Genomic DNA, 26,406 nt, shown 5'->3' on the forward strand with positions numbered 1-26,406 from the left:
ATCGAGCCGCATTTCTGCGGCCCGGAGCGGGTCTCAGCGGCTGATGGTGGCCTGAAGGGCATCGATGGAGGACTGGATGCCCGCCTCGGTGGACATGGTGAAATCTTCCATTTCCAGGCTGACCCAGCCGTTGTAACCGGCCATGCGCACCACGGAGAAGAACTCCTTCCACCATTGCAGGTCGCGGCCGGCGCCCACCGCCACATAATTCCAGCTGCGGTTGGCGACATCAGTCACCTCTTTCAGCTCCAAGAGGCCGTTGACATCCGCCAACCCGCGTTCGATGCGGGTGTCCTTGCCGTGGCAATGATGGATTGCGCCGCCGAGTGCACGGGCAGAGGCGATGGGATCGGCCCCCATCCACATCAGATGCGACGGATCGAGATTCATGCCGACCGTCGGGCCGACCTCGTTGCGCAGGCGAAACAGGGTTTCCGGGTTCCAGACGAGCATGGCCGAGAAATTCTCGAGTGCATATTTCTCGACGCCGGCTTCCTTGGCGAGCTTCACGAGCCCATGCCAGAGCGGGAAGGCGCGATCTTCCCATTGGTAACGGTCGCGCTCAGGCATCTCGTTCGGCCAGCTCTTGGTGTAGACGAGCCAGTTCGGCACGGTGTCGCCAGGCGCTGCCTCCGGCAGGCCGGACATGGTGACGATCTTCGTCACGCCGATTTCGCCCGCCAGCCGGATGGTGTCTTGCATCTCCTTCAGGTGGCGCTTGCCCATATCGCTGGGATCGAGCGGGTTGGCCGAGCAATTCAGCGCAGCGATTTCGAGGCCGCGAGCCTCGATTTCCTGCAGCCTGGACCTGAGAAGCCCCTTGTCCGCCAGAAGTTCGTCGGCGCGGAAATGCGGGCCGCTCGACCAGCCGCCGCCGGTCATCTCGATGCCTTCGACGCCAAGCGCGACGCATTTGTCGAGCATCTCGGTGAAGGGCAGGTTTGCCATGACATCAGTACAAATCGCGAGTTTCATCGTGTCGTCTTTCTGAAAAAAATGGGGACGCGCTTGAGGAGGAGGACGGGAGAGTTGTCCGGCGCGTCCCCAAGCCGATTATGCGAAATCGATCCAGGCGGCGCCGGCATCGGCTGAGCGGACGCAGTTTTCCAGCCAGCGAACACCTTCGGTGCCAGCCGTGATGCCGGGATAATGGTGGGTCTTCAGAAAGGCCCTGTCGCCGCGATTGGCCGCGTCGATCGCCTGGGCGATCCAGAGATAGATGTTCGACCAGCTATCGCCGAGACCTTCGGTATGCAGCGCGCCCATACGGTCGATGGCGAGGCTTTCCTGTTCCAGATAGGGCATGCCGTGGTGCAGGATGCGGCCGGGCTCCCCCTGAACCTCGTAGATCAGCTGGTCGGGATGGGAATCGGACCATTCAAGCGAGGCCTTGGAACCGACGAAACGGTAACGCTGCGATCCCATATTGCCGGCATTGATGGAGGAGACCCAGAGGCGACCGCGTGCGCCATTGTCATAATGCATCAGAACGGTGGCGTGGTCTTCCAGCGGCGCGCGGGTGGGGATGAAGGCCTTGCGGTCGCAGAGCAGGCGTTCCACCCGCATATGGGGCAGGACGACTTCCGAGAGATAATAGAGATGCGTGCCGATATCGCCCAAAACGAAGGTCGGGCCGGCGGTGCGGGGATTGGTGCGCCATTTGACGGCCTCGCCCGCGCCCACATCGTCACCGGCGTTGAAGCCGTGGGTATATTGCAGGTCGACGATGCGGATATCGCCCAGCATTCCCTTTTTCACCATGGCCGCCATCTGTTGGACGAGCGGGTGCCCGGTAAAGCCATAGGTGACGCCAACGATCAGGCCCTTCTGTTCGGCCAGTCGCGCCACCTCGTCGCATTCAACCACGGTGAAGAATAGCGGTTTTTCGCAGATGACATGCAGCCCGGCCTCAAGGCAGGCCTTGGTGATTTCGTAATGGGTGAAATTGGGGGTGGCGATGGATACGACATCCACGCCGTCTTCGCGTGCCGTTTCGCCGGCAATCAGCGCCTTGTAATCCTGATAGCAGCGTTCCGCCGCCACGCCGAGATTGACGCCGAAATCGCGGCCCCTTTCGGCATCGAGATCGAAGGCGCCTGCAACGAGCTGGTAGTTGCCATCACGAAGCGCGCCGGTGCGGTGTTTATAGCCCACCTGTCCCGTGCGTCCGCCGCCTACCATGGCCCAGCGCAGCGGGCGCGAAATCAGTCTTTCTCCATTGATCATGTCAGTCGCCTTTTGATTGGATGTTCCGAATGGCCCGTGGCCGCAGGCAAGCTCCGCCTCGGCATCGGTGCCGGTTTGCCGCGCTATTTCTTGAAATAGAGGTCGATATAGTCCTGCATCTTGCTTCGCATGAACCGGCTCGATTCATCCGCCCTGTCCTCCCAGGCGAAAACGCAGGAGGTCATGATGCCGTCGAAGCCGATTTCGGAAAGCGTGCCGAAGAAGTCGTCCCATGGCACTTCGCCCTGGCCGATATTGAGATGCTGATGCACCCGCGCCTGCGTGCCGGGCGGATTGAGGATGTAACGCAGCCCGGAACTGGCCTTATGGTTGAAGGTGTCGCCCACATGTACATGGGCGAGCACATCCTTCGCCTCCCGCAGCATCGCCTTGGTGTCGTCGCCGAAATAGAAGGTATGCGGGGCGCAATAGAGGAACTTGACGTTCTTCGAATTGACGGTGCGGATGATATCGAGCGCCGGCTGCAGCGTTTCGCACCAGTCTTCGGGATGCGGCTCGACATGCAGATTGATGCCTTCGCGCTCGAAGATCGGCACCAGTTCTTCCATCGAGCGCCACCAGGCGTCCTCGCAGGCCTCGATCATCGAGCCGGTATGGCAGCAGTAACATGATCCCTTGTCGGGATGTGGTCCGCGGCCGAATTCGGAGTTCATCGTGTCGACCTCGAGTTCGATGGCGATCTCGATGGCGCGTTTCCAGTGCTTTACCGCTGCCTGGCGTTCGGTCTCGTCATTGGAAGCCCAGCGATACATGGGCAGCAGCGAGGCGATGCCGACATCGGCGTCTTTCAGCGCCTTCCTGAACGACCGGATGCGCTCGGGAAAGACGCGCGGCGCCTTGAACCATTCAAGGAAATCGGCGCGTGGGCTGAGTTCGATCCAGTCGTAGCCGAGTTCCTTCACCTTGGCGGGCAGCTCATCGAGGCTGGTGAAACGGTGCATGTGGGGGTCGATGGCGATTTTCATCGGTCTTGATCCTTCTCTACGTCTTAATTGGATGGCTGCTGCGGCGGGTGGCCGTCATGGCTGGCCATGTAATTTTCCACCTCGGCACCGAGATCGGCGAGCGCCTCGCCGCCGGCCATCAGATCGGTGATTTCCTCGCGGGATTTTTCGCCCTTGCGGAAATTGGCAGCGACCGCACCGCGGATGAGCACGGCGAAATGATCGCCTACGGCGATGGCGTGGGTGACCTGATGGGTGATGAAGATCACCGCGATGCCGCGCTTGCACGCTTCCAGCACGATACGCAGAACGTGGGACGCCTGTTTCACGCCAAGTGCCGCCGTCGGTTCATCGAGGATCAGAACACGGGCGCCAAAATGTACGGCGCGGGCGATGGCAAGTGATTGCCGCTCGCCACCGGAAAGCCCGCCGATCAGCCGGTCGCCGTCGTCGATGCGGGTAATGCCGAATTCCTGCACCGCCTTGACGGCAATTTCATTGGCCTTCTTGCGGTCGTAGACCCGGAAAGGCCAGAAGCCTTTGGTGGGTTCAGCGCCGACGAAGAAAGAGCGGCCGATGCTCATTAGCGGAAAGGTTCCGCCGAACTGGTGTACGGTGGAAATGCCCATGCGCTGCGCATCACGTGGCCCGTCGAAATGAACCGGCTTGCCATCCATCAGCACTTCGCCGGAACTGGGCTGGTAGACGCCGGCGAGCGTCTTGATGAGCGTGGATTTGCCCGCGCCATTGTCTCCCAGCAGGCAGAGCACTTCGCCTGCCCGCACCTTCAGCGAGATATCGTGAAGCACGTCGATGGGGCCGAAGGATTTGTTGACGTTTCTGAGTTCGAGAATGGGTGTCGTCATGGTCCGGCCTCACTTCTTCTTCGGTGAATAGGTGAGCGCCATGACGCGGAAGGTGTTGTTCATCAGCACCGCCAAAAGCAGCATGACGCCGATGATGAGGCTCGACCAGTTGCGGTCAAACGAGGTGAAATAAATGCCCTGATTGACGATGGCGAAGGTGATGGTGCCGAGAAATATGCCGATGACCGAACCGAAGCCGCCGGTCAGCAACACCCCGCCCACGACGACCGCGATGATGGAGTTGAAGATGAAGGTCATGCCGGCCGAAACCTGGGCGACATTGAACAATATGGCCTGGCAGACGCCGACGAAGGCGGCGCTGACGGAGGAAAGGACAAAAAGCGTGACCGTCAGCTTGTCGGTGGGGATGCCGGCGTTGCGGGCGCTCACCCGATCACCGCCCATGGCGAATATCCAGTTTCCGAAGGGCGAATAGTGGACATAGAAGATATAGATCGCCGTTAGCAGCAGCCACCAGACGATGCTGACCTGAAAACTGCCGCCGATGAATTGGCCGAACAGGAATTTGGCAATCGGGCCGGACTGGGCGGGGCTCAACGCCACGCTGGTCGTGCCGGTCAGCAGCACGGAAAAACCGAGGATCAGCCCCTGCACCGCAAAGAGCGTGCCGAGCGTGACGATCAGTGACGGCACCACGGTCCGTATCACCAGAAAGCCGTTGATAAGCCCGACAAGCACCCCAAGGCCAAGCGCGCCGATGATGCCGAGCCAGATCGGCATGCCGTAATAACCGGTGATGATGGCGACGGTCAGAGCGCCGGCCGGGATCATCGCGCCGATGGAAATATCCAGTTCGCCTGAAATCATCAGCAGCCCGACGGGAATGGCGACGATACCGAGATTGGCGGCGACATTCAGCCAGCTTGCGGCACCTGCGGGCTTGAGGAATTCAATGCTGCCGAAGACAACGAAGAAGACAAGAACAAAAACAAGGCCAAGAAAGGCGCCGGATTCCGGGCGGCGCAGAAGGTCGCCCAAAGAGAGATTTTTCACGTCGTTCACTCCACTATTGATGCTGGGGTTTGCTGCGATGTTCCTGCCGCCTTGCCCCGAGCCCGAATTCGGGATCGGGACAGGGCGTGGGTCATCGCTCAGCGCGCACCCTTGGCGACGCCGGCAAGCGTGGCTTCGATGTTGGATTTGTCGACGATTTTGGGTCCGGTCAGGATCGGCGCGGTTGGCAGGTCGGTGCCGAAATCGATGGCCGAGGCAAGCAGCGTCACGGCGAGCAGGGATTGCAGATAGGGCTGCTGGTCGATTGCAAAACCCTGCGTGCCGTCCTTGATGCGGTCGAGGCCGGACTGGTTGAGGTCGAAAGTGCCGAGCAGGGCGGCTTCGGTCTTCCCGGCCTGCATGACGCCGATGGCGGCGGAATCCGCGTCGCCTGCCGAAATGGTGAGGACGCCATCGATCTTGCCGTCCTGAAGCAAGGTTGCCTTGATCGCCTCGGCCACAGCGGTAGCATCGCCGAAACTGGTGGCCGGAAGCGGCAGCTGCTTGCCGGCGCCGCCGGCTTTGGTGATGCCGTCGATGACGCCTTTGCAACGCGTCTCCTGATTGGCGGCTCCTGGAACGGTGTTGACGCAGATGACGTTCTTTTTGCCCTGTTTCGCGAAATATTCGCCGCCCGCGACGCCGGCAATATATTCATCGGAGCCGACATAGTTGATCGCGCCGAGTTCCCTGGCCTTCTCGTGCCCTCCGGCATTCATGAGAATGACCTTGATGCCGGCACTGATGGCCTCCCGTATCGCCGGGTCCTCACCTTCCGGGACCCAGTTCGGAATGACGAGACCGTCGACCTTCTGGCTGATGGCGGTCTGGATCAGTTGCACCACATCGGGCGCAAAATTGTCATAGGTCTGCAGGCGCAGGTAATTGACCTTGCCGCCGTTCGCCTCGACCACGAGGCGCGCGTCATCCAGACCTTTTTTGATGAGGTTCCAGAACGCATCGTCATTTTTGCCGCCAACGACGGCGATATTGGCCGCAGATACGCCGGATGCCAGCGCCAGCGATGCGGCGCCCGCTATGAGAAATTTCCTGAAAAATGCCATTGTTTCCTCCCTGTCCGTTCTCCCGACGGACGAAAATGACAGGATGATTTATATCTTTCATTCCTTCGGAAATGGAATTTATATTTCATTTGATGTTGCATTTAATATCATTTCATGTCATTCACGAATGATACGATTGTGAGGCCAGATGAATCGACCGACCATTGCCGATCTTGCCAAAGCCGCCGGCGTCAGCATTTCCACGGTGAACCGGGTGCTGCACGGTTCGAGCGCCGTGCGTGAGGATACGATCGACCAGATATTGCAGGCGGCGGAGGAGATCGGTTTTTATGGTCTTGGCACCATCAGGGACCGGCGCCGCGAGGCCATGCCCCATTTCCGGCTAGGTTTCCTGTTGCAGCAATCCCATCGGCCGCTTTATCGGTTGTGGGCGGAAGGCATTGTTACGGCGGCGCGCCAGAGGACGGACAGTGTCATAGAGCCGGATGTCGTTTTCGAAGATGATCTCTCACCGGAGGCGGTTTCCGCCAATCTTCTGAAGATGGGGCAATCCTGCAGCGCGATTGCGGTCATCACGGCCGATCACCCGCTCGTCAGCCAGGCGATTGACGAGCTGCGGAGCAGGAGCGTTCCGGTGGTCACCTATGTGTCCGATCTGTCGGCGGCGAGCCGTGCGGGGTTTGTGGGAACCGACAGCTGGAAACGCGGCCGCACGGCGGCATGGTTTCTCAGCCAGACGGTGAAGGGGGAGGGAGTGGTGGTGCCGCTGATCGGCAGCAACCGCTATCAGACCCAGGATGTCTCGGACGCAAGCTTCCGCTCCTATATGCGCGAAAACACGCCCGAACTTCAGGTGGCCGAAACGCTGCTGACCCACGAGGAGCCGGAAAACGCCTATGTCATCATCCGGGACATGATTGCTGCCGAACCCGGCCTCAGAGGGATTTATGTCAATGGCGGCGGCATATCGGGGGTCCTGCGTGCGCTCCGGGAACTGCCGGCCGAGAAACAGCGCGGCATCAAGATCGTCTGCAACGATATCGGTCCGGAAACGCGCAAGGGCCTGAACGAAGGGCTGATCACCGCCGCGCTTCCGCTTCCCCTCGACAAGATGCCGCATCAATTGATCGACGTGATGTTACGGCGTATCGAAAACGGAGATTCGTCCTCCGTCGAACAGCGGATCGTTCCTTTCGAGATACTGACGCCCGAAAGTATCTGGACATAGGAACGCGCTGCCCGCTGTTGGAACAGGGTGAGAGCGATGATGCCTTCAGTTGAAGGCTTCAGTCGCACGGGTTTCTTGCAGCAGGTCACGAACGGCGGTCACCATATCGTTGAGCGGACGGTCGTCACGGTAGAACGGCACCGTCATCCGAACACGCCGGTAGAGCGCATCCGTGCCGGGTGCTCGGCCATCCCGGTCGGGCTGCATATCGTAAGCCTGTGCCGCACACATGATCTCGATCGCGAGAATGGTTTCCAGATTGCCGATAATCGAAAGCGTCTTGTCGGCAGCGGCTGTGGCGTGCGTTAATATATCCTCCTGCAATGCGGAGGTGATGCCGCCATCGAGGCTGGCGGGCGCAGCGAGGCGGCGGTTTTCCGCGGCAAGCGCTGCAGCGGTATACTGGATGATCATGAAACCGGAGCAGACACCGTCACCATCCGCGAGAAAGGCCGGTAGACCGCTCACGAGTGGATTGACGAGCCGGTCGATGCGACGCTCGGAAATCGCCGCAAGTTCGGCCGTGGCCGTTGCCAGCCCATCCATGGCGAGGCCAAGCGCAGCACCCACGGCATGGGCCTGGGAGTGGACTTCGGGCGCCTGCGACGTGCCGGCGACGACAGGGTTGTCGGTGACGCTTGCGAGTTCTCGGTTCACGACGTCGGCGATCTGCGCCACGCTGTCGCGCACGGCGCCATGCACCTGCGGCACGGCGCGCAGGCTCAGCGGATCCTGCGTGCGGGAACCGGCCGACCGGGCGAGAAGCGGGCTTGCCGCCAAAAGACGGCGCAGGTTTTCGCCGACGGCCTGGATGCCGGGCGAGATACGCAAGGCGAGCGGTCCCGCAGCGAAGGGGTCTGCCTGTGCGCCCAGATTTTCATAGCTCATGGCCGCTGCCGCATCGGCCCAGTCAAGCAGGCGGGTGGTGCGGGCAAGCGCGAGGCTGGCGAGGCCCGTGGCGCAGGGTGTACCGTTGACGAGGCTCAGCCCTTCTTTCGCCCGCAGAACCATGGGTGCCAGGCCAAGCGCTTCGAGCGCCTGCCTGCCGCTGATCAATTCGCCCCGGTGGCGGGCCCGGCCTTCGCCGATCAGCACGAGGCCTATGGCCGCGGCATGGGTGAGGTAACCCACCGAACCCTTCGAGGGAATGAGGGGAAGGATATCGCCGTTCAGCAGGGTCAGCAGTGTTTTCACTGTCTCCACCTGCACGCCGGAATAACCATGCGCGAAGTTGTTGATCTGGGCGGCCATGATGGCGCGTGTTTCTTCGCGCCCGAGCGGCTCTCCGACGCCGCAGGAATGGCTGAGCAGGATGTTGCGGGAGAGCGCCTGCTGCTGGGGAATATCCACGATCACATCGCAGAGCGCGCCTACACCGGTATTGATGCCATAACCGCGCACGCGCTTTTCGACGAGGGCATCGACGATGGCGCGCGCGCGGGCAATGCGTTGCCAGGCATCATCCGACAGGTGAAGCGTCGCACCCTTTGCGACAGCGGCAATCTGCTGCCAGGTGAGAGGGCGATCGATGGTGATCGTCTCAGCCATGCTGGCTTTCTCCCGCCGCACCCGCGCGGCGTTCCACGAAACGGGCGACGTAGTCGTTTGCGGGGCTGTTGAGGATCTGGTCCGGGGTTCCGACCTGAACCAGCTTGCCATCCTTCAGGATCGCGATCTGCGCACCGATACGAAGCGCCTCGTCGAGATCGTGGGTAATGAAGACGATGGTCTTGTGCAGGTTCTTTTCAAGCTGCAGCAGCTGGTCCTGCATGTCGGCGCGGATCAACGGGTCGAGCGCCGAAAAGGCCTCGTCCATCAGGATGACATCGGTATCGGCTGCGAGCGCCCGGGCGAGACCGACACGCTGTTTCATGCCGCCGGAAAGCTGGTGCGGAAACTTGTCCTCATAGCCCGAAAGTCCAACGGTCTCGATCCACTTCATGCCGATGGGCCGTGCATCCGCCTTGGTCAGCCCGCGTACGCGCTGGCCATAAACCACGTTCTGCAACACGGTGCGGTGCGGCATCAGGCCGAAATTCTGGAATACCATGCTGACGCGACGGTTGCGGAAATCCCGCAGCTCCTTCGCCTTGAGGGCGAGAACATTGTCTCCACCGACGAGAATCTCGCCGCTTGTCGGTTCGATCAGGCGGTTGATGTGGCGCACCAGCGTCGACTTGCCGGAGCCGGAAAGACCCATGATCACGAAAATGCGGCCGGCTTCGATGTCGAGGCTGACATTGTCGAGGCCGACACTGCATCCCGTCTTTGCCAGGATTTCGCTTTTCTCTGCGCCCTGCTGGGCCATGCTCAGCGCAGCTTTCCAGTTGCCGCCGAATATCTTGGACACGTTGCGGATATGGATATCAGTCATTGCCCATTTCCTTCCGGCTGGATCGGCCAAAACCCTGGGTGATGCGATCGAGCACGATTGCGAGAATAACGATGCCGAGACCTGCTTCCAGACCCTTGCCGACATCGAGCGTCTGGATGCCGTTCAGCACCTGCTCGCCAAGGCCGCGCGCGCCGATCATCGAGGCGACGACGACCATGGAGAGTGCCATCATGATCGTCTGGTTGAGACCGGCCATGATGGTCGGTGTGGCAAGCGGCAATTCGACACCGAAAAGGATCTGTCTCGGGCTGCCACCGAAAGCGGTCGCCGCCTCCACCACTTCCCGGTCCACCTGCCGGATGCCGAGATCGGTCAGGCGGATCAGCGGCGGCACGGCATAAATGATGGTGGCAAGCACGGCCGGAACCTTGCCGAGGCCGAACAGCATGATGGCGGGGATGAGATAAACGAAGCTCGGCATGGTCTGCATGACATCGAGGATCGGCAGGGTGATGCGCCGCGCCCATTCGCTTTTCGCAAGCAGGATGCCCATGGGCACGCCGATGACGATGGAGATGAGGCTGGCAATCAGCATCAGCGCCAGTGTCTGCATCGTCAGGTCCCAGAGACCGAGCGCGCCAACGATGAACAGCATGACGGCGACCATGATGACCAGCGAAATCTTTTTCGCGGCAAACCAGGCGAGCATCAGAAAGACCAGAAAAATGGCCCACCACGGCAGCCCGCGCAGGGCCCATTCTACGAAGAGGATCGCCTGCAGGATCGTCTGCGAGATCGCCTTGAAAACGTAGCCGTAGTTCACCACCAGCGAGCGCACGATTTCATTGATCGGGCCGCGGATGGAAATATGGAAAACTTCAGGAAACATCGGTGTAGTCCTCGCGCCTGCCGACTCCGATCTGCGGAGCCGACCCCTGTCCTGACGGGAAAATGCGCGCCGGAAGCCCGGCGCGCCTGCCATCCTTACTTGACGGCGGCTTCGATACGCGCCTTGGCGTCGGCCGAAACCCAGCCACCCCAGATATCGGCCTTGGTCTGCAGGAAGGTCTTGGCAGCGGCGGTCGCATCGACCTGCTTGTCCGTCATATAGGCCAGGCTGGCGTTGATTTCCGCCAGCGGGAAAGTCGCCTTTTCAAGGATCGCCATGATTTCCGGCGCGTCCTTCGCAAAGGTGCTGTTCACGCCATAGGCCACCTCGACGGAGGGGAATGCGCAGCCGGCATCGCGCTTTCCGTCCGCGCTTGTCAGTTCCTTCCAGCAGGCGTCGCTATAGGCGGGCTCCTGCAGCTGGATGAGCTTGTATTTGCCCATGATCGCCGTCGGGCTCCAGTAATAGAACAGCATCGGCTCGCCCTGAAGGTAGCCGGCGGCAATTGCGGCATCAAGCGCGGTGCCGGTGCCGGGACGGAAGTTCACATAGTTTCCTTCGAGCTTGTAGGCCTGAAGCTTGGCGGTGTTGACGCCTTCGCAGGTCCAGCCCGACGGGCAGTTGAGGAACCGACCCTTGGTCGGCTCTTCCGGGTCCTTGAACAATTCGACGATCTTCGGATCGGAAAGCTGGTCGACGCTCTTCAGATCGGGAGCCTTCGCTTCGATGCCTTTTGCGGGGTCGCCCTTGACCAGATATTCCGGCACGAACCAGCCTTCGGCGGCGCCGACAAAGGTCTTGCCGACCGACTTCACCTGGCCGGCTTCGGCGGCCTTGTTCCAGACATCGGAACGGCCGATCCATTCTTCGGCGAAGATTTGCACGTCGTTATTGGCGGTCGCCTGTTCGAGCGTCACGGAATTGCCGGGGATGGAATCGACCTTGCAATCATAGCCCTTGGACAGGATTTCCTTCATGACCTCGGTGATGAAGGCGCCGCTTTCCCAGTCGATACCGGCGAAGGTGATGGTCTTTCCGGCGCTGCAATAGCCTTCCGCCCTGGCGGCGCCGGCATATGCTCCCATGACAAGCGCGGTCGTGGCCAGCGCGATTTTCAGTTTTGAATTCAGCATTGCATTCCCCTTTTGGTTTGATGATTGGCAACTTGCTGGCATGCGTTTTTCAGGTTCGGCCGGGCACTCCGTTCAAGTGATAAGCCTTGGGGCCGGTTGTCATCGAATCGCTGTGGAAGTCGAAGCTCGCCGTAAATCGGCTTGTTGAAAGTTCACTATACAACTTTGAAATATTCGCATGGCGCGGATGCTTTGGAAATATTGCGGCCGCGGCGCATGCGGTGGGCTGGTTTTGGGAAGAATGATCTTGCGGCGGGCAACGAACTGGTTCGGCCGCCCATGCGGCGGCAGCTTTGCCTAGGCAGTTCCCGCCACGGCGCTGGGCGGGCATGCGGCTCTCGCCCCGAACGCCGGCGGCTGACTTGCGGCTGTTAGAGATCGAGTCCTCGCTCGCCATTATTTTTCCCTCAAGTTGTATATGTAACTTCACACATTTACAAAAGACAAGCAAGATAGGATGTGATAATTTTGTGCTCGTACGGATTCTGGCTGCGTTTTGTGCAGTCGCCCGATTTTTAGGAGTTTCAATGCTGCCCGTCACCGAAAGCGAGTTTTCTGTCCCGGGTGATCGCTCCTCCCTGCCGCTCTATGAGCGTGTGAAAGAACAGATCAAGGAAAAGATCGCCAGCGGAGAGTGGTTGACGAACCACAGGATACCTTCTGAAAACGAGATGGTCGACATGCTGGGTGTCAGCCGCATGACGGCAAACCGTGCCCTGCGGGAACTGGCAACCGAGGGTGTGATCGTGCGCGTGCAGGGGCGCGGATCCTTCGTCGCCCCGAAAAAGCGAAGCGCCGGCATGATGGGCGTGCGAAACATCGCTGACGAGATCAAGGAGCGCGGTTCCACGCATCGGCCGAGCCTGATTTTGGCTCAGACGGAGGTCTGCGGGCCGGATCTCGCAACCGCGCTGGAGATTGCTGTGGGAGCGAAGGTGTTTCACTCCATCATCGTCCACCATGAGGATGATGTGCCGATCCAATTGGAGGATCGTTTCGTTAATGCGGAGATTGCGCCGGATTATCTGATGCAGGATTTCAATACGCTCACGCCGAATGCCTATCTGACGGCGGCGGCACCCATTTCCCGGACGGAGCAATTCATCGAGGCCGCATCGCCCCAGCCATGGGAATGTAAATTGATGGCCATCAGCCGGAACGAGCCTTGCCTTCTCGTGCGCCGCCGAACCTGGTCGGCAAGCCGTGCCGTCACATCCGTGCGGCTGTTGTATCCCGGTTCGCGATACCGGCTCGAAAGCCAGGAATAGCCCTCGATCTTACCAAAATGCTGCGGCGCCTTTGACGATCAGGCCAGTAGCCCGCGCATGATCAGATCGAGATGAATCGACAGGACGGCCCGCCTGTCCAGGCTGCGCCGGTCATCGAAGATCAGCCGGAACACCAATGTTCCCACCATGGGGGACATCACCACCTTGGCGAGTTCAGGGGGGTTGGCCCTGAATCTTTTCTTCGCCACGCCCTCATCCAGGATCGTATCGATGCGCGCGAAGACCGGTACCATAAGCGTGTCATGGTGCTGGTCGATGAGTTCAGGGAATTTTGCGCCTTCCGCGACGATCAGGCGGAACAATTCGCGCATTTTCCGGTTGTCGACCAAGGCATCGAACAGGAATTCGAGCAGCGAGTGAAGCTCCTCGACGGGATCGTCGGATTTATGCGTATAGGCCTTGAAGGCCTCCTGAAACGGCAACGAGGCATGTTTGACCATCGCCTCGAACAGCGCCTCCTTGGTCTCGAAGTAGACATAGACCGTGCCCTTGGTCACCCCCACCCGTTCGGCGATGTCCTCCACCCGCGTCGCCGTGAATCCCCTTTTGATGAATTCCTCGAATGCGGCGTCGAGAATTTGCAGCGGACGTTGTATCTTCTGTTCAGCGCGTGTCAGTTTTTCTTTCGCCATGGCCCCGGATCCTTCTTTGTTTTTGGCGCGTGCCCCTTTTGTCCGTCGATTGGCGGAAACGAGTGATGGTTGCCTATAGCACCGGCGCAAAAACCGGAATGGATTTTTGTGGAGGCGCACGCATGGTTCAATATGCCGGAACATCGCCGATGCGCCCGCAGGGATGTGCCGGACGACGGGAAATGATCATTCGGGAAGCTGGCCCGATATCCGGCCAAATCCCCGATCGGCGGCATGAGAATTTCATTGACTATTCAGTTAGTCAAATATTATAGGATGAGGCGAAGATCAAGAGGTCACCATGAAAACCATCCTTATCGCGGCGGCGCTTGGCGGCATTTTCGCCCTGTCGTCCTGCAGTAATGAAGAACCGCCCGCCGAAAAGCCGCTTCGCACCGTCGATGTGGTGGCGGTCCAGAAAAAGCCCGTCGATCGCGGCAGCGTCATAACCGGAGAAGTGCGGGCAAGGGTCCAGACGGACCTGTCGTTCCGGGTCAGCGGCAAGATAACCGAGCGGCTGGTGGATGTGGGGGCGCGGGTGAAGACCGGGCAATTGCTCGCCCGCATCGACCCCGAAGAACAGAAGGCCGACATCGATGTTGCCCTGGCCAACCTGCAATCGGCCGAAGCGCAGCAGACGCAGGCGCAGCTGACGTTCGACCGCCAGCAGAGCCTGTTCAGGACGCAGGTGACCTCGCGCTCGGCGGTCGACAAGGCCCAGGAAACCCTGCTCACCACACAAGGGGCGGTGAGATCGGCGCAGGCGCAGCTCGATACGGCGCGCGATGCGCTGTCCTATACCGAGCTCAAGGCCGATGCGGATGGCGTGATCACGGCGCGCAATGTCGAGGTTGGCCAGGTGGCGCAGGCCGCCCAGCTCGTCTTCACGCTGGCGCATGACGGGCCGCGCGATGCGGTCTTCGATGTCTACGAATCCCTCTTTCTCGAGCGCGATATCGACAATATCGTCAATGTCAGCCTCCTTTCGGATCCTGGCCAAACCGTTGCGGCGCCGGTGCGCGAAATTTCCCCGACGATCGATCCGGATAACGGAACGATCCGGGTCAAGGTCGGGCTGAACGGCAACATGACCATGCCGCTCGGCGCGCCCGTATCCGGTCATTTTCGCTTCAAGCAGGTCGACGCGATCGAGCTTCCGTGGTCGGCGATGACCTCGCAGGATGGCCTCCCCGCCGTCTGGCTGGTCGATCCGCGATCCTCGGAAGTCGCGATGCGCCCGGTTCAGGTCGCCGATTACGAGACCGGTCAATTTGTTGTCACGGAAGGGCTCAATCCGGGTGATCTCGTCGTCACTGTCGGTACCAAATTTCTCCGCACCGGTGAAAAGGTCGCCTATGAAAAGGGGCAGGCACAATAATGTTCAGGATAAACAGAAGCTTGTTTTTGCTCATTCCGGCCATTGCGCTCTCGTCCTGCCAGGAAAAGCAGGAAGCGGCCGCTGAAGCGCCACGTCCGGTGCTCTCCGTTGTCGTGGAGGAAAAGTCGGCGGATGCGCTTCGTCTGACGGGCACGGTGGAATCGCGCATTCAGACCGATCTTGGTTTTCGCGTTCTCGGCCGCATCATCGCCCGCAATGTCGATGTGGCCGATCTGGTCAAGAAAGGCGACGTTGTGGCGTCGATCGATCCGCTGGCGCTGGAACTTTCGGTGAAAAGCGCGCAATCCGATCTTTCTAATGCAGAGGCGCAGCTCGCCAATGCGGTGACGACCGAACAGCGCCAGCGTGTGCTGGCAGAAGCCCGCAGCGGCACGGAAGCGGCACTTGAAGAGGCGGAGCAGGCCACACGCACGGCCAACGCTTCCGTCGCCAAGGCCCGCGCCAATCTGGACAAGGCCGAGGAGCAGCTGGGTTATGCGCAGCTGCGTGCGGAATTTGACGGCGTGGTAACCGCCACATCAGGTGAAATCGGTCAGGTCGTTTCTGCCGGCCAGACGGTGGTGACCATTGCTCGCCCGGAAGTGCGCGACGTGGTGGTGGATGTTCCGCAATTTGCGGCACAGCGGCTGGAAATCGGCTCCACCTTCGAGATCGCCCTGCAGCTCGATCCGAAAATCCGCACCACCGGCGTGGTACGCGAGATCGCTCCGGAAGCCGAAACGGCAACCCGTACCCGCCGCACGAAAATCAGCTTGCAGGATGCCCCGCCGACCTTCCGGCTGGGCTCCGTCGTCACGGCGCTCGCGCTTGCCGCCTCCGAACCGCAAATCACGCTTCCCGCGTCAGCACTGTTGAAAACCGAGAATGGCTGGGGCGTCTGGATCGTCAATACCGATACGGCGACGGTGACCTACCGCCCGGTCACGATAGAAGGTGAACCCGCCGAGGGCGGCAGCGTGCGCATCACCGGCGGCGTCAAGCCTGGCGAACGCGTCGCCAGCGCCGGTGTTCACAAGCTCAAGGATGGACAAGCCATCAGGATCGATCAGGAGGTCCGTCAGTGAAGAAATTCAACCTTTCCGACTGGGCGCTCGAACACCGTTCGCTCATCTGGTATTTCATGCTGGTTTTCCTTCTCGCCGGCGTTTTCTCCTATCTCAACCTCGGCCGTGAGGAAGATCCGAACTTCACCATCAAGACCATGGTGATCAGCGCGCAATGGCCGGGCGCTTCGGCGGAAGAAGTGGCCCGCCAGGTGACCGACAGGATCGAGAAGAAGCTCGAGGAACTCGACAATCTTGATTATCTGCGCAGCCAGACGGTGGCCGGCCGCACGACGATCTTCGTGGAGCTGGTGCCGGAAACCAAGGCGCGCAATGTCGAGCCCACCTGGGTTCGGGTGCGCAACATGATCGGCGACATCAAGGGAGAGTTTCCCTCGGGCGTCGTCGGCCCCTTCTTCAATGACCGTTTCGGCGATGTCTATGGCAATATCTATGCTTTCACCAGCGATGGCCTCAGCCAGCGGCAATTGCGCGACCTGGTGGAAGATGCGCGTGCGAAGGTGCTGACCGTCGACAATATCGGCAAGGTTGATGTCATCGGCGCGCAGGATGAGGCGATCTATCTGGAATTTTCCACACGGCAGATCGCGGCGCTCGGCATCGATCAGCAATCGATCATCAAGACGCTGCAATCGCAGAACGCCGTCACCCAGTCCGGTTTCGTTAATGCCGGGCCGGAGCGCGTGGCGTTGCGCGTCAGCGGCCAGTTCACCTCGGAAGACAGCCTGCGATCCATCAATCTGCGCGTCAACAACCGCTTCTTCCCGCTGACGGAAGTGGCGACGATCCGGCGCGGTTATGCCGATCCACCATCCTCGCTGTTCCGTTTTAACGGCCAGCCGGCCATCGGCCTTGCGATCGGCATGAAAACCGGTGCGAACCTACTGCATTTCGGTGAGGCGCTGGATGCGGAGATGAAGCGCGTCGTTGCGGATCTGCCGATCGGCGTCGATGTGCACCGCGTGTCCGATCAGCCGGCCGTGGTCGATGAGGCGGTCTCGGGCTTTACCTCGGCTCTGTTCGAGGCCATCGCCATCGTTCTCGTCATCAGCTTCATCAGCCTTGGCCTCAGGGCCGGCATGGTGGTTGCCGTCTCCATTCCGCTCGTGCTGGCGATCACTTTCGTCTACATGGAATATACCGGCATCTCGCTGCAACGTATCTCGCTGGGTGCGCTCATTATCGCGCTCGGGCTTCTCGTCGACGATGCGATGATCGCGGTCGAGATGATGGTGGCGCGGCTTGAGGTCGGAGACGATCTCAGGAAAGCGGCGACCTATGTTTACACGTCCACCGCTTTCCCGATGCTCACGGGTACGCTGGTCACCGTTGCCGGCTTCATTCCCGTCGGTCTCAACAACAGCGCGGCGGGTGAGTTCACCTTCACGCTTTTTGTCGTGATCGCCGTTTCGCTCGTCGTGTCATGGATCGTCGCGGTGCTGTTTACGCCGCTGCTCGGCGTGACGATCCTGCCGAAGACGATGAAATCGCACCATGAGAAGAAGGGTCGTTTTGCCTCCGCCTTTTCCTGGCTTCTCGGCCGGGCGCTGCGGTGGCGCTGGGTGACGATCATCGCCACGGTTGCGTTGTTTGCCCTGTCCATCGGCGGCATGAGCCTGGTGCAGCAGCAGTTCTTCCCGTCATCCGACCGTGTGGAACTTATCGTCGACTGGAACCTGCCGCAGAACAGTTCGATTGCTGAAACCAACCGGCAGATGGCCAAGTTTGAGCAGGACATGCTGGCCAAGAATCCGGATATCGATCACTGGACGACCTATGTCGGTGAAGGTGCGCCGCGTTTCATCCTGTCTTTCGACGTGCAGACGCCTGACGTCACTTTCGGCCAGACGGTCATCGTCACCAAGGGGCTGGACGTGCGCGACAAGGTGCGCGCCGAGTTGCAGGATTATCTGGACCGTACATTCACCGGCACTGACGCCTTCGTGAAATTGCTCGATATCGGCCCGCCGGTCGGAAAACCGGTGCAATATCGCCTGAGCGGTCCCGATATCCAGAAAGTCCGTGAACTTGGCCAGGAATTGTCGGGCATCGTTGGAGAACACCGGCTGCTGTCCAATCTGGTCATGGACTGGAACGAGCCGACGCGCGTGGTCAAGGTCGATGTTCTGCAGGACAAGGCCCGCCAGCTCGGCGTCTCCTCGGAAGACATCGCCAATGCCATGAACAGCATCGTCGAGGGCTCCACTGTCACCCAGGTTCGGGATGATATCTATCTCGTCAACGTGGTGGCGCGGGCGCAGCTGGCGGAACGCGGTTCCATCGAGACCTTGCAGAACCTGCAATTGCCCGCGACCAACGGCAAGGCCGTGCCGCTCTCGGCGATTGCCAATTTCCGCTACGAACTGGAACAGCCCACCATCTGGCGTCGTGACCGGATCCCGACGGTTACCGTCAAGGCTGCCATTATCGGCCCGACCCAGCCTGCGACGATTGTGGAGCAGTTGAAGCCGAAACTCGAAGCCTTCGAGAAAATGCTTCCCGTCGGTTACAAGCTTGAGATTGGTGGCTCGGTTGAATCCAGCGCGGATTCGCAAGCGCCGATCGTTGCGGTCGTGCCCTTGATGCTGTTTGCGATGGCGACAATCCTGATGATCCAGCTGCAAAGCTTCAGCCGGCTGTTCCTGGTCTTCGCCGTGGCGCCGACCGCGCTGATCGGCGTGGTGGTGGCGCTGCTCTTCTCCAATGCGCCGATGGGCTTCGTCGCCATTCTGGGCGTGCTGGCGCTGATCGGCATCTTGATCCGCAACTCGGTCATCCTCGTGGTGCAGATCGAGCATCTGAGAAGCGAGGGGGTCTCGGCCTGGCGTGCCGTCATCGAGGCGACCGAGCACCGCATGCGACCGATCATGCTGACGGCGGCGGCGGCCACGCTTGCCCTCATTCCCATATCCCGGGAAGTATTCTGGGGTCCGATGGCTTATGCCATGATGGGCGGTATCGTGATCGGCACGGCGCTGACGCTGCTTTTCCTGCCGGCGCTCTATGTCGCGTGGTTCCGTATTCCGCGCGAGGATGAGAAGCCGGAGGGAGCGGAAGTAAAGGTGTGACGGCTGAAACGGAGTGAGGGCAGGTTTCCTCACTCCCCATAAAAATATCCGCCATCGTTGTTCCCATGGGCAGGATAATGTTAGGAAGTTCGGCTTAGCCGTAAGAGCGGCGGCCGTCCTTTCGTTTACGGGCGGTCGCATGAACTTGCTTATCGAATCCGCATGTCGCGCCTTGTAAAACCTTTCAGGATTTTGCGCCGATATTGCGGATCACATTGGGTGCCGGAGGGTTTGAAGATGGGCGGGTTGTCGGATTGGCTTGCGGAGGCACAGCCGATCAATCGCAAGAATGCCGCGGAAGCGGTGTTCGAGGATATCCGCTCCGCCATCACCTCGGGGCAGCTTGCGGTCGGTACCCGGCTGCCTGCCGAATCCCATCTGGCGGTGCGATATGGCGTCAGCCGGCCGATCATCCGTGAGGCGCTGCGCTCGCTTCAGACGCTGGGACTGACGCAGACCCGCACGGGCAGCGGCACTTATGTGATGACGCTGGCGCCGCCTTCCGAACTGAATTACGGAGCCTATTCCGCCCGCGATCTGATCGAGGCCCGCCCCTTCATCGAGGTGCCGGCCGCCGGCTGGGCGGCGCTGAGGCGCACGGATGCGCAACTGGCGGCCCTTCTGGATCTTTGCGACCGGATGGAGGCCGAAGAGAGGCCGCATCCCTGGGTGCTGCTCGACGGGCAATTTCACTGCGCCATTGCGGAGGCTTCGGCCAACGGGCTGTTCGCCAAGGTCGTGGCAGATGCCCGCGAAGCCCTTTCCCAGCAGTCCGAGATGGTGAACCTGATGGCGGGCCGCCGTGTAGCCTCGAATTTCGAGCACCGCCGGATCGTCGAGGCAATCCGGCGGAGTTCAGCACCCGAGGCGCGTGAGGCGATGGAAATTCACCTCGGCCAGGTGAAGCAGGTGGTGACGACGATCATTGGCGAAGATCGGCTTCGCCAGCCGTGACGGCCGGCAGGTTGGCAAGATGCCGCGGGCTCAGCGCCTGCTGCAATTGCGCTTCCGTCAGATACCCCCGTTCCAGAACCACCTGCGGCACGGTGCGGCCGCTGGCAAGCGCTTCCTTCGCCACTTCCGTCGCCGCGTAATAACCGATCAGCGGATTAAGCGCGGTGGCGAGACCGATCGATTCTTCCACACGCTGTGCCATGATGGCGGGATTTGCGACGATGCCCTCGACGCAGCGTTCCGCCAGGGTGCGGCAGGCGGCGCTCAGCTGGCTGATGCTCTGCGACAACGCCCGCACGATGATGGGCTCGAAAGCGTTCAGCTGCAGCTGCCCGGCTTCGGCGGCCATGGTGATGGTGATGTCGTTGCCGATCACCGCATAGGCGACCTGGTTGACCACTTCGGGAATGACCGGATTGATCTTGCCCGGCATGATGCTGGACCCTGCCTGAACCGAGGGCAGGGTGATCTCGCCGATGCCGGCGCGCGGGCCGGAGGAGAGCAGGCGAAGGTCGTTGCAAGTCTTCGACAGCTTGACGGCAACGCGTTTCAGCACGCCGGAGAGATGCACGAAGGCACCGGGGTCCTGTGTGGCTTCGATCAGGTCGGCAGCTGTCACGAGCGGCCGTTCGGTCAGCTCAGCCAGATGCTGGCAGGCAAGCGCGGCGTAACCGCGCGGCGCATTGAGCCCTGTGCCGATGGCGGTGGCACCGAGATTGATCTCGTGCAGCAGCGCGGCGGATTCGATCAGGCGGGCCTGATCTTCGCCGAGCATCACCACAAAAGTGCGGAATTCCTGGCCGAGCGTCATCGGCACGGCGTCCTGCAGCTGCGTGCGGCCGATCTTGATGAAACCGGCAAATTCCTGCGCCTTGCGGTCGAAGGCCTCCTTCAGCACGCCCATGGACGCCGCCAGATCGTCGATTGATTCGATCAGGCCGACATTGACCGCCGTCGGATAGGCGTCATTGGTCGACTGGCTGAGATTGACATGGTCATTCGGGTGAAGACGGGCGTAATCGCCTTTTTCGTGGCCAAGCAGTTCAAGCGCGCGGTTGGCGATGACCTCATTGGCGTTCATATTGGTGGAAGTGCCGGCTCCGCCCTGAATTTCATCCACCACGAATTGCTCGTGCAGCGCGCCGGCGCGAATTTCGCGGCAGGCTTCCGCGATTGCTTCCATACGCTCCGTGTCCAGCAGGCCGAGTTCGTGATTTGCGCGTGCGGCCGCCTCCTTCACATAGGCCAGTCCCCTGATGAGATAAGGGTTGTGGCCAATGGTCACCCCGGTGATCTTGAAGTTTTCCACCGCGCGTGCCGTGTGCACGCCCCAATAGACATCTGCCGGAACTTCCTTCGTTCCGAGCAAATCATGCTCCCTGCGCGTCACGCTCACTTTTTCCTCCACTGGCTTTTAAGCGTTGCAATATCTGTAAAGCTGTCTTGCAGATTTTTCGACCTTAATCGTGGTGGGGGAGAAGGTCAATCATATCGAATACCCTTGACGAACGGCATTATCTGCCATTATGAGGGCGAAAATCTGTCATGCAGCTTTACAGCATGCATGCATTCGCTGGCCATATTTCCAGCCTTGGGGACGACGCCAGTTCCACTTTGATTTCCGGCTTATTGCCGATTACAAGCGTTTTATCGGGAGGATAAATCCATGCATTCTGGAAAAACGGCACCCGCCGAACGTGAGGTCTTCATCGAAGAGGATCTCGGTTACCATAAAGCCCTGAAGCCGCGCCAAATCCAGATGATTGCCATCGGTGGCGCCATCGGCACGGGTCTCTTTCTGGGTGCGGGCGGGCGTCTCGCGCAGGCTGGCCCGGCGCTGGTTTTCGTTTATGCGCTCTGCGGTTTCTTCGCGTTTCTGGTGCTGCGCGCGCTTGGCGAGCTGATCATGCATCGCCCGAGCTCCGGTTCCTTCGTCTCCTATGCCCGTGAATTCTACGGTGAGAAGATGGCCTTTGCGGCCGGCTGGATGTATTGGCTGAACTGGGCCATGACCTCGGTGGCGGACGTGACCGCCGTCGCGCTCTATATGAATTTCTTCAAGCAATATGTTCCGTGGCTCGCCGGTATCGACCAGTGGGTATTCGCGATGACGGCACTTCTGGTCGTGCTGGCGATGAACATGCTGTCGGTGAAGGTCTTCGGCGAGCTTGAATTCTGGTTCAGCCTGATCAAGGTGCTGGCACTCGCAATCTTCCTCGTCGTCGGTATTTATTTCGTCATTTTCGGCACGCCGATCGAAGGCCATGTCACCGGTTTCAGCATCATCACCGATAATGGCGGCTTCTTCCCGAACGGTATTCTTCCCGCCTTCGTGATCATACAGGGGGTCGTCTTCGCTTACGCCTCGATCGAGCTGATCGGCACGGCTGCGGGCGAAACCGAAGATCCGCGCAAGGTCATGCCGCGCGCCATCCGTGCCGTGGTTCTGCGCCTCGTGGTTTTTTATGTCGGTTCGGTGCTGCTGTTCGCGCTGCTTCTGCCCTACACCGCCTACAAGGCCGGCGAGAGCCCGTTCGTGACCTTCTTTGGTTCCATCGGCGTGCAGGGCGCCGACGTGATCATGAACCTCGTTGTTCTCACCGCCGTGTTGTCTTCGCTCAATGCCGGCCTTTATTCCACCGGACGCATCCTGCATTCGATGGCGGTTTCCGGCTCGGCGCCGGCAGCACTTGCGAAGATGAACAAGAACGGCGTGCCCTATGGCGGCATTGCTGTCACCGCCGTCGTCACGGTTCTCGGCGTGGCTCTCAACGCCGTCGTTCCTTCTGCCGCCTTCGAAATCGCGCTCAACCTTTCGGCGCTCGGCATCATCTGCGCTTGGGCCGTCATCGTGCTCTGCCAGCTGAAGCTCTGGCAGCTTTCCAAGCGGGGTGAACTCGTGCGTCCGGATTTCCGCATGTTCGGCGCGCCCTATACCGGTATTCTCACGCTCATTTTCCTGTTCGGCGTGCTGGTGCTGATGGCCTTCGATTATCCCGTCGGCTCCTGGACCATCGCCTCGCTGCTCGTCATCATCCCGGCACTGATCATCGGCTGGTATCTGCTGCGTGACCGTATCTATCGCCTTGCGGGCGAACGTGCGGGCGCAGGAGCATTGCATTGAGCGGGCAGGGCGAAGCTCCACTGGTGGCGGTCATCGCCACCGGTGGCACCATCGCCAGCCGGCGTGGCGCCGATGGCGCCAGCACCCCCAGCCTTTCCGGCGAGGACCTGCTGGCGCTGGTTCCGCATGTCAACGCCCGGCTGAAGCCGGTCGACCTGATGGCGAAGGATTCGTCCAGCCTGACCCTGGCTGATATGCAGCGCATCAGCGATGCCGTTGGCATCGAACTCAGCGATCCCGCCGTGGCGGGCATCGTCATTCTGCATGGAACCGACGCGATGGAAGAATCGTCGCTGCTGGTGCATCTGCAGCACGCCCTTGCCAAGCCCGTTGTTTTCACCGGCGCGCAATTTACGGCGGATCACAAGGATGCGGATGGGCCGACCAATCTGGCGAAGGCGATAGAAACCGCGCTCGATCAGCGGAATGCCGAACAGGGTGTACTCCTTTCCTTCGGTGGTCGCTGTCTGCCGGCCTGGGGGCTTTACAAGCTGAGTGCGGATGCGGCGGATGCCTTCCGTTCGGCGCGGCCGCTTATCCACGCCGCAGCGCCGAAGCTTGCTGCTCCCGTCACGGATATCAGGGTCGATATCGTCGCCATTCATCCCGGCTGTGACGCGACCCATATCGATGCCAGCCTTGCGGCCGGTGCAAAAGGTATCGTGCTTGCCGCACTCGGTTCCGGCAATGCCAATCCGCTTATCGCTGACGCGGTAAAGCGCTGCGCAGAGCGCCGCGTTCCGGTCGTGGTTTCCAGCCGTGTGCCGGAAGGCCTGCTGGTTGCAAGTTATGGCGGCGGCGGCGGCGGACATGATCTCGTCGCGGCGGGTGCCGTGCATTCATCCACACTTCGGCCGGGGCAGGCCCGTATTCTGCTGGCGGCGCTGCTCGCCGGCAAAAGCCCGGCGGAAACCATCATGTCCGCCTTTGGCGAGCCGCTCTCTCATTAGGAAGCGGTAAGGGTGTCCGTTTCCGCGGGCACCAAAATTCCTATAGGATTCCTATTTTATTCCATCTGTCGCCGTCTCGAACCTTTATGCGGTTCGGGTGCATTCTTCTGTGCGGGAAGGGATGGTGTTCCCTTCTCAGCCAGAAAGAATGAAAAGCGACGTCCCACATGACGGCGCTTTTCTTCCTGTCCGGCTCCCAGATGAAAAAGGAGTCCCATCGATGATGGATCTTGTTCTGATCGGCGCAGCGACGGTGTTTTTCGCCCTCTGCTTTGCCTATACGCGCGCCTGCGACCGGCTTTAGATGGAGGCCGCGATGATATTCGATTATGTCCTGAGTGGTGCCGTCACCGTCTTTGTCGCCGCCTATCTCACCTATGCTCTCATTCGCCCCGAACGCTTCTGATCGGGAAGCGGCGGTTCGAGTGGCGGAGATAAACGGAATCGGATCCGCCGCTCTCTCTTTCTGTCTGAGCATCGGATTATCCGAAAACCGTATGACACTTTTCGGTCCGATGCTTTATTGAAAGTTCAATACCATGACCCCCAATGGATGGTTTCAGGTCCTGCTTTTCTGCGGGATCGTATTTGCGCTGGTGAAGCCGCTCGGCTTCTACATGGCGCGTGTCTTTAATGGCGAACGCACCCTGCTGTCGCCGGTTCTCGCACCCGTCGAGCGCGGTCTCTACGCCGTTGCCGGCACGAGCGAGCGCGAGGAACAGCATTGGACGACCTATGCGTTCTCCATGCTTCTCTTCAACCTGCTCGGCTTCGCTCTGCTTTATGCGCTGATGCGCTTTCAGGCCGTGCTGCCCTATAATCCGCAGGCGATGCCGGCCGTCGGGCCTGAATTGTCCTTCAATACGGCGGTCAGCTTCGTCACCAATACCAACTGGCAGAATTACGGCGGGGAAAGCACCCTGTCCTATCTGACCCAGATGGCCGGTCTCACGGTGCAGAATTTCGTTTCGGCCGCCACGGGCATGGCGATCGCCATCGGCCTCATCCGCGCTTTTTCGCGCGCTTCCGGCAAGGCGATCGGTAATTTCTGGGTGGATATGGTCCGCTCCACGCTCTACGTGCTCTTGCCGCTCTGCATTATTCTCACACTCGTCTATGTGTGGCTCGGCGTGCCGCAAACGCTCGGCGCCTATGTCACGGCGCAGACACTGGAAGGCGCGCAGCAGACGATTGCCGTCGGCCCCGTGGCGTCGCAGCTGGCGATCAAGATGCTCGGCACCAATGGTGGCGGTTTCTTCAACGCCAATTCCGCGCATCCCTTTGAGAACCCGGACGCCATTTCCAACATGATCCAGATGGTGTCGATCTTCGCGATCGGTGCCGCCTTCACCAATGTCTTCGGCCGCATGGTCGGCAACCAGCGTCAGGGCTGGGCGATCCTTGCCGCGATGGGCGTGCTGTTCATCGCTGGCGTCGCCGTAACCTATTGGGCGGAAGCGGCCGGAAACCCGCTGATGCACAGCTTTGGTCTCGCTGGTGGCAACATGGAGGGCAAGGAAGTCCGCTTCGGCGTGGCGCTTTCGTCACTCTTTGCGGTGATCACCACGGCTGCATCCTGTGGCGCGGTCAATGCCATGCATGGCAGCTTCACGGCGCTTGGTGGTCTCGTCCCGCTCATTAACATGCAGCTGGGCGAGGTGATCGTCGGCGGTGTCGGCGCGGGTTTCTACGGCATTCTGCTCTTCATCGTCATCGCCATCTTCGTGGCGGGGCTGATGGTCGGCCGCACGCCGGAATATCTCGGCAAGAAGATCGAAGCCAAGGAAATGAAGATGGCGGTTCTGGCCATTCTCTGCCTGCCGCTCGCCATGCTGGCCTTCACCGCCACGGCCACGGTTCTGCCCTCGGCGGTGGCGTCGATCGGCACGGCCGGACCGCACGGCTTCTCCGAAATCCTCTATGCCTATACTTCGGCGGCCGCCAATAACGGCTCGGCTTTCGGCGGTCTGACGGGCAATACGACCTGGTACAACATCACCCTTGGTTTCGGCATGCTGATGGGGCGTTTTCTGGTCATCATCCCGGCACTCGCCATTGCTGGCTCGCTGGTCACCAAGAAGACCGTTCCGGCATCGGCAGGCACCTTCCCGACCGATGGCCCGCTCTTCGTTGGCCTGCTTGTCGGCACGATCCTGATTGTCGGCGGCCTCACCTTCCTGCCTGCGCTCGCGCTTGGCCCCGTTGCCGAACATCTGGTGATGGCGGCAGGCCAGCTCTTCTGAGG

The 26,406-nt window shown here is 60.5% G+C and carries 22 protein-coding genes; 10 read left to right on the forward strand and 12 right to left on the reverse strand.

Annotated features, from left to right (window positions below):
* Positions 1-33: 33 nt before the first annotated feature.
* From O3S81_RS21545 to O3S81_RS21570, 6 genes are all read right to left on the reverse strand, one after another.
* Positions 34-975: a sugar phosphate isomerase/epimerase family protein gene (locus O3S81_RS21545; RefSeq protein ID WP_269346511.1), complete on the reverse strand. Its 942-nt coding sequence runs from the start codon at positions 973-975 to the stop codon at positions 34-36.
* Between the two features lie 78 nt (positions 976-1,053).
* Positions 1,054-2,226 (reverse strand): Gfo/Idh/MocA family protein, encoded by a 1,173-nt coding sequence (locus tag O3S81_RS21550; protein ID WP_269346513.1) that lies wholly within the window; start codon positions 2,224-2,226, stop codon positions 1,054-1,056.
* 83 nt (positions 2,227-2,309) lie between these two features.
* Positions 2,310-3,212 carry a sugar phosphate isomerase/epimerase family protein gene (locus O3S81_RS21555; protein ID WP_269346514.1) on the reverse strand — a complete coding sequence of 301 codons (903 nt, stop codon included), beginning with the start codon at positions 3,210-3,212 and terminating at the stop codon, positions 2,310-2,312.
* A gap of 23 nt (positions 3,213-3,235) precedes the next feature.
* Entirely contained in the window at positions 3,236-4,057 is an 822-nt protein-coding gene (locus O3S81_RS21560; RefSeq protein WP_269346516.1) for an ATP-binding cassette domain-containing protein, read from the reverse strand.
* A 9-nt stretch (positions 4,058-4,066) separates the two neighbouring features.
* Entirely contained in the window at positions 4,067-5,071 is a 1,005-nt protein-coding gene (locus O3S81_RS21565; protein WP_269346518.1) for an ABC transporter permease, read from the reverse strand.
* Positions 5,072-5,169: 98 nt separating this feature from the next.
* Positions 5,170-6,135 carry a substrate-binding domain-containing protein gene (locus tag O3S81_RS21570; protein WP_269346520.1) on the reverse strand — a complete coding sequence of 322 codons (966 nt, stop codon included), beginning with the start codon at positions 6,133-6,135 and terminating at the stop codon, positions 5,170-5,172.
* Between the two features lie 148 nt (positions 6,136-6,283).
* Between O3S81_RS21570 and O3S81_RS21575 the strand changes: the two genes are divergently transcribed.
* The gene (locus tag O3S81_RS21575; protein WP_269346522.1) at positions 6,284-7,324 is read left to right on the forward strand and encodes a LacI family DNA-binding transcriptional regulator; all 1,041 of its coding nucleotides are present in this window, start codon (positions 6,284-6,286) and stop codon (positions 7,322-7,324) included.
* A gap of 45 nt (positions 7,325-7,369) precedes the next feature.
* On the opposite strand, the gene O3S81_RS21580 is transcribed toward O3S81_RS21575, so the two are convergent.
* The 4 genes from O3S81_RS21580 to O3S81_RS21595 all read right to left on the reverse strand — a co-directional run bounded on the left by O3S81_RS21580 (position 7,370) and on the right by O3S81_RS21595 (position 11,681).
* Positions 7,370-8,872: an HAL/PAL/TAL family ammonia-lyase gene (locus O3S81_RS21580; RefSeq protein ID WP_269346523.1), complete on the reverse strand. Its 1,503-nt coding sequence runs from the start codon at positions 8,870-8,872 to the stop codon at positions 7,370-7,372.
* Positions 8,865-9,698 (reverse strand): quaternary amine ABC transporter ATP-binding protein, encoded by an 834-nt coding sequence (locus tag O3S81_RS21585; RefSeq protein WP_269346525.1) that lies wholly within the window; start codon positions 9,696-9,698, stop codon positions 8,865-8,867. The genes O3S81_RS21580 and O3S81_RS21585 overlap by 8 nt, the downstream gene beginning before the upstream one ends.
* Positions 9,691-10,548 (reverse strand): ABC transporter permease, encoded by an 858-nt coding sequence (locus O3S81_RS21590; RefSeq protein ID WP_269346527.1) that lies wholly within the window; start codon positions 10,546-10,548, stop codon positions 9,691-9,693. Before O3S81_RS21590 ends, O3S81_RS21585 begins: the two co-directional genes overlap by 8 nt.
* Before the next feature lie 95 nt (positions 10,549-10,643).
* On the reverse strand, positions 10,644-11,681 hold the full coding sequence (locus O3S81_RS21595) for an ABC transporter substrate-binding protein (protein ID WP_269346529.1): 1,038 nt from the start codon (positions 11,679-11,681) through the stop codon (positions 10,644-10,646).
* A gap of 527 nt (positions 11,682-12,208) precedes the next feature.
* On the opposite strand from O3S81_RS21595, the gene hutC reads away from it, so the two are divergent.
* Positions 12,209-12,949 carry a histidine utilization repressor gene (hutC, locus tag O3S81_RS21600; RefSeq protein WP_269346531.1) on the forward strand — a complete coding sequence of 247 codons (741 nt, stop codon included), beginning with the start codon at positions 12,209-12,211 and terminating at the stop codon, positions 12,947-12,949.
* Positions 12,950-12,987: 38 nt separating this feature from the next.
* On the opposite strand, the gene O3S81_RS21605 is transcribed toward hutC, so the two are convergent.
* On the reverse strand, positions 12,988-13,602 hold the full coding sequence (locus O3S81_RS21605; RefSeq protein ID WP_269346533.1) for a TetR/AcrR family transcriptional regulator: 615 nt from the start codon (positions 13,600-13,602) through the stop codon (positions 12,988-12,990).
* Between the two features lie 301 nt (positions 13,603-13,903).
* On the opposite strand from O3S81_RS21605, the gene O3S81_RS21610 reads away from it, so the two are divergent.
* From O3S81_RS21610 to O3S81_RS21625, 4 genes are all read left to right on the forward strand, one after another.
* Positions 13,904-14,980, forward strand: a complete 1,077-nt coding sequence (locus tag O3S81_RS21610; RefSeq protein ID WP_269346535.1) for an efflux RND transporter periplasmic adaptor subunit — start codon at positions 13,904-13,906, stop codon at positions 14,978-14,980.
* The gene (locus O3S81_RS21615; RefSeq protein WP_269346537.1) at positions 14,980-16,065 is read left to right on the forward strand and encodes an efflux RND transporter periplasmic adaptor subunit; all 1,086 of its coding nucleotides are present in this window, start codon (positions 14,980-14,982) and stop codon (positions 16,063-16,065) included. Before O3S81_RS21610 ends, O3S81_RS21615 begins: the two co-directional genes overlap by 1 nt.
* A complete protein-coding gene (locus O3S81_RS21620; protein ID WP_269346539.1) occupies positions 16,062-19,133 on the forward strand; it encodes an efflux RND transporter permease subunit in 3,072 nt (1,023 codons plus the stop codon). The genes O3S81_RS21615 and O3S81_RS21620 overlap by 4 nt, the downstream gene beginning before the upstream one ends.
* Before the next feature lie 237 nt (positions 19,134-19,370).
* Positions 19,371-20,087, forward strand: a complete 717-nt coding sequence (locus O3S81_RS21625; protein WP_269346540.1) for a FadR/GntR family transcriptional regulator — start codon at positions 19,371-19,373, stop codon at positions 20,085-20,087.
* Here the strand turns inward: O3S81_RS21625 and O3S81_RS21630 are convergent.
* The gene (locus tag O3S81_RS21630) at positions 20,056-21,483 is read right to left on the reverse strand and encodes an aspartate ammonia-lyase (protein ID WP_269346542.1); all 1,428 of its coding nucleotides are present in this window, start codon (positions 21,481-21,483) and stop codon (positions 20,056-20,058) included. The genes O3S81_RS21625 and O3S81_RS21630 overlap by 32 nt on opposite strands.
* Positions 21,484-21,753: 270 nt before the next feature.
* On the opposite strand from O3S81_RS21630, the gene O3S81_RS21635 reads away from it, so the two are divergent.
* From O3S81_RS21635 to kdpA, 4 genes are all read left to right on the forward strand, one after another.
* Positions 21,754-23,211, forward strand: a complete 1,458-nt coding sequence (locus tag O3S81_RS21635; protein ID WP_269346543.1) for an amino acid permease — start codon at positions 21,754-21,756, stop codon at positions 23,209-23,211.
* Entirely contained in the window at positions 23,208-24,161 is a 954-nt protein-coding gene (locus O3S81_RS21640; RefSeq protein ID WP_269346544.1) for an asparaginase, read from the forward strand. Before O3S81_RS21635 ends, O3S81_RS21640 begins: the two co-directional genes overlap by 4 nt.
* A 316-nt stretch (positions 24,162-24,477) precedes the next feature.
* Positions 24,478-24,567 (forward strand): K(+)-transporting ATPase subunit F, encoded by a 90-nt coding sequence (gene kdpF / locus O3S81_RS21645; RefSeq protein ID WP_006313429.1) that lies wholly within the window; start codon positions 24,478-24,480, stop codon positions 24,565-24,567.
* A gap of 133 nt (positions 24,568-24,700) precedes the next feature.
* Positions 24,701-26,404 carry a potassium-transporting ATPase subunit KdpA gene (kdpA, locus tag O3S81_RS21650; RefSeq protein WP_269346548.1) on the forward strand — a complete coding sequence of 568 codons (1,704 nt, stop codon included), beginning with the start codon at positions 24,701-24,703 and terminating at the stop codon, positions 26,402-26,404.
* Positions 26,405-26,406 lie beyond the last annotated feature (2 nt).

This window comes from Agrobacterium sp. SOY23 (assembly GCF_027212525.1).
In the GTDB taxonomy this organism is placed as follows: domain Bacteria; phylum Pseudomonadota; class Alphaproteobacteria; order Rhizobiales; family Rhizobiaceae; genus Agrobacterium; species Agrobacterium tumefaciens_I.